Annotated in this window: 3 protein-coding genes and 1 pseudogene; 2 read left to right on the plus strand and 2 right to left on the minus strand. The window is 56.2% G+C overall.

The features are described 5' to 3' along the window. Positions 1-96: 96 nt before the first annotated feature. Both E3O45_RS08775 and E3O45_RS08780 read left to right on the plus strand, forming a co-directional pair. A pseudogene (locus E3O45_RS08775) lies at positions 97-591 on the plus strand (IS30 family transposase); the annotation flags it as partial. Positions 592-730: 139 nt separating this feature from the next. Next, positions 731-1,159, plus strand: coding sequence for an NUDIX domain-containing protein (locus E3O45_RS08780; protein ID WP_134443061.1), 429 nt, complete (start codon positions 731-733; stop codon positions 1,157-1,159). Positions 1,160-1,263: 104 nt separating this feature from the next. Here E3O45_RS08780 and E3O45_RS08785 read toward each other — a convergent pair whose 3' ends face one another. Next, positions 1,264-1,641, minus strand: a complete 378-nt coding sequence (locus E3O45_RS08785; RefSeq protein WP_134443062.1) for a nuclear transport factor 2 family protein — start codon at positions 1,639-1,641, stop codon at positions 1,264-1,266. 33 nt (positions 1,642-1,674) lie between these two features. Further along, positions 1,675-2,769 carry an LLM class flavin-dependent oxidoreductase gene (locus E3O45_RS08790; RefSeq protein WP_134443063.1) on the minus strand — a complete coding sequence of 365 codons (1,095 nt, stop codon included), beginning with the start codon at positions 2,767-2,769 and terminating at the stop codon, positions 1,675-1,677. Positions 2,770-3,065 lie beyond the last annotated feature (296 nt).

Here is a 3,065-nt window from a genome sequence, read left to right on the forward strand (position 1 = left end):
CTTGAACTCCTGGGTAAATTTTCTCCGCGATGCGGTCATGCTGATCTCTACTTTCAGTAACGCCCCATTTTAAGAGGGCCCACTGTCCGAGATATCCGCAGCAGCTCAGTGGAAGACCGATCCGTTCCCGGCCATTGGGAGGGTGATCTCATCACCGGCGCCCACAACAGGAGCGCGATCGCCACGCTTGTGGAACGCACGACTCGCTTCGTGATGCTCGTGCACCTGCCCGTCGATCACACCGCCGAATCAGTTCGCGACGGCCTCGTGGCTGCGATGAACAACCTCCCCGCACATCTACGCGGCTCTCTGACGTGGGATCAAGGTGTCGAGATGGCGCATCACACCGCCATCCGCCTTGGCACAAACATGGACGTCTACTTCTGCGACGCAGCCAGCTCCTGGCAACGCGGATCCAACGAGAACACCAACGGCCTACTACGCCAGTATTTCCCCAAGGGCACCAACCTCTCCACCTACACCGCCGACGACTTACGCGCCGCAGCAGACGAGCTCAACGAACGCCCACGGAAAGCGCTCGACTGGGACACCCCCGCCGAGCGCTTCGCTAAACTGCTGACTACTGAATAGACCAACCGGTGTTGCAACGACCCCTAGAAACCGCCGCACAATTGGCCCTGTTTTGGGTCGGCGTTAACACAGCAGGGGTGCGCGGAACGGTTCCCAGATAGAACGCCTAACAACTTGACCGTGATGTACGCGCTCACACATGTCCGTCGACGTACGCGCGAGAGAGGATGGCGTGGTGTTCGTTCGAGAGGTTGTAGCCGAGGTGGTTATAGATGGCGAACGTATCTGTCTTCTCAAGCGAAGCATGAGCGTGGAGTCCGACCGGGGATTGTGGCACTACGTCACTGGTCATCTCGCGCTGGGGTCTTCGCCAAGTTCGCAGATGCTCATTGAACTTCGCGAGGAACTTGGTCTGTTGCCAGAACAGATCCGGTCGGTGAGGAGCGGTTTGGATTTGCGGCTAGCCGACGGGAAATACTTGTGGATCGTGCACACCTTCGAGGTCGAAACTTCGGCGAGAGACTTCCAACTGAACTGGGAGAACGACGGATTTGTCTGGGCCGCCCCCGTGCACATTCCCGACGAATGCGTAACTTGGCTGGCAGACGTGATCGCGAGCATCGTCTGAAACGGCACCTGTTTCTCGCTGAGGACCAGCACCCCGGAGCCAGCATAACAACAGAAGAGAGGAGGCTCCCTGATCAGAGCCTCCTCTTTCTGTTCAGACTCTATTTACCCGTAGTCCTCGTATTTCGTTACCTTGCCGTCTTCGATGGTGAAGACTGTGGCGAGAAAGATCGAGAACTTCTCGCCAGCCGGCCCGAACGTGAGGTCGACGGTGGGCGTTCCCGTGAAGGTATGTTGCACGATGACCCTGGTTCCGTCGGTCGTGACCATCGTCCGGTCTACAAGAGCGCGATCGGGAATTACTGAGGGCGTACCGCGATAAAGCTCAATTACCGGGTCTTTGCCCTCCGTGAGAAACCCGCGATTCTTGTGGGTGAGATAAATATCGTCAGCAAGAAGCCGACCAATTCTATCGACGTCGAAGGCGTTATACGCATCGATGTAGTCATCTACAACCTCGATGGGCGATGAATATTCGGACAATGAATTACCTCCTGATCAGATAGCCGATGAGATCTAAGCAACAGATCCAACCAGTGCGGGCACTGGATCGATGATCTTGGGCATGATCTCTCGGCCGAGAATTTCGAGTGAGTTGTTCCACGGTTCCGGGTTGTCAATGTAGTCGTAGGAGTACGGCATGAGAGTGCCGAAACCGCCGGTCGAGTCGGCGAACTCTTGGATCTTCTCGGTGACAGTTTCGGCTGATCCGACGAACCAAACGTGGTCGGCCAGGTATTCGGCGTTGACGTCCGCAGGGTCTATGCTTTCGTCATGAAGCAGACCGCCTAGAATTCCGAAACGCTTGTAGACGGGTAGCAGGTACTCTTCCCAGGCGCGCCCCATGCCACCTTCCACGGCTAGGCGGCGAGCTTCCTTGTCGGTATCGGCAATGAAGACGTCCCGGACAACATGGTGGGAAGCGCGGTCAGGAGTGCGGCCGGCCGTCACGGCGGCTTCTTCATACGTGTTCCAATGCTGGCGCACGAACTTGTCACCGGAGTACACCGAGATGGGCAGGTAGCCTCGTTCGCCGGCAAATTTGATTGATGGCGAATTTGCGCTCAGACCTGTTACGCCAATTTCGATCGATCCTCCCCACGGCCTGGTATCGCGGTGAGGATGCCCCGGATCGTTCTCAGGAAATCCAGCCTTGAAGAATTTGCCTTCCTGGTGGAAAGGCTGACCCGACCAGATGCGCTCCATTAATTCGATGGATTCGATCTCCATCTCATGGTTCCAAGACATATCGGTGATGCCTCGAATGACCGCGTCGTCAGGGTAGGCACCAGCACCGATTCCAAGGATGTACCGACCTTCCAGGACGTTGCTCAGGAACGCCACCTGCAAGGCGAGCGAACCAGGTTGGTGATAAGGCAACAAATGTGCTCCGGGAGCGAACTTGATGTTCTCCGTCTCGAGCGCCGCGGCAGCGATGATCAGCTCCGGATTCGGAATCGATTCCCAGCTCTGCATTGCATGCTCGCCGATCCAGTATTCGGCGAGGCCGGCCTGATCCGCCACGACGGCCTGTTCAACCGCCCAACGAAATACCTCCCTGGAGCTTCGTGTTGGAGGAAGAAATGGTGTTTGAAACATTGCAGCTTTCATATCGGCTCCTTTGCCATTTCCAAACTGGTCAAATCCCCAGGAAATGGAGGTCTGATACAACCAATCGTTTGGTACTGACATTCTGTTCTCGAGTCCAAGGCTTGTCAAGCGCAAGGGGCCGACCAGCCGAGGTGGCACTTTCACGGACGAACATGTGACGGTAATTCAAAACGCCTGAGCAAATCCCTGCTAGGAGCGTGGGTCAGTAGTACCAAAGTTTAAAACGCCGGTCGATTTCCCGGGGTTGGGGTGTTGGTCTGGGAAAATTGATTATGAGCGATTCTGATGGCCTGTTC

The organism is Cryobacterium sp. TMS1-20-1, assembly GCF_004402355.1.
Lineage (GTDB): Bacteria > Actinomycetota > Actinomycetes > Actinomycetales > Microbacteriaceae > Cryobacterium > Cryobacterium levicorallinum.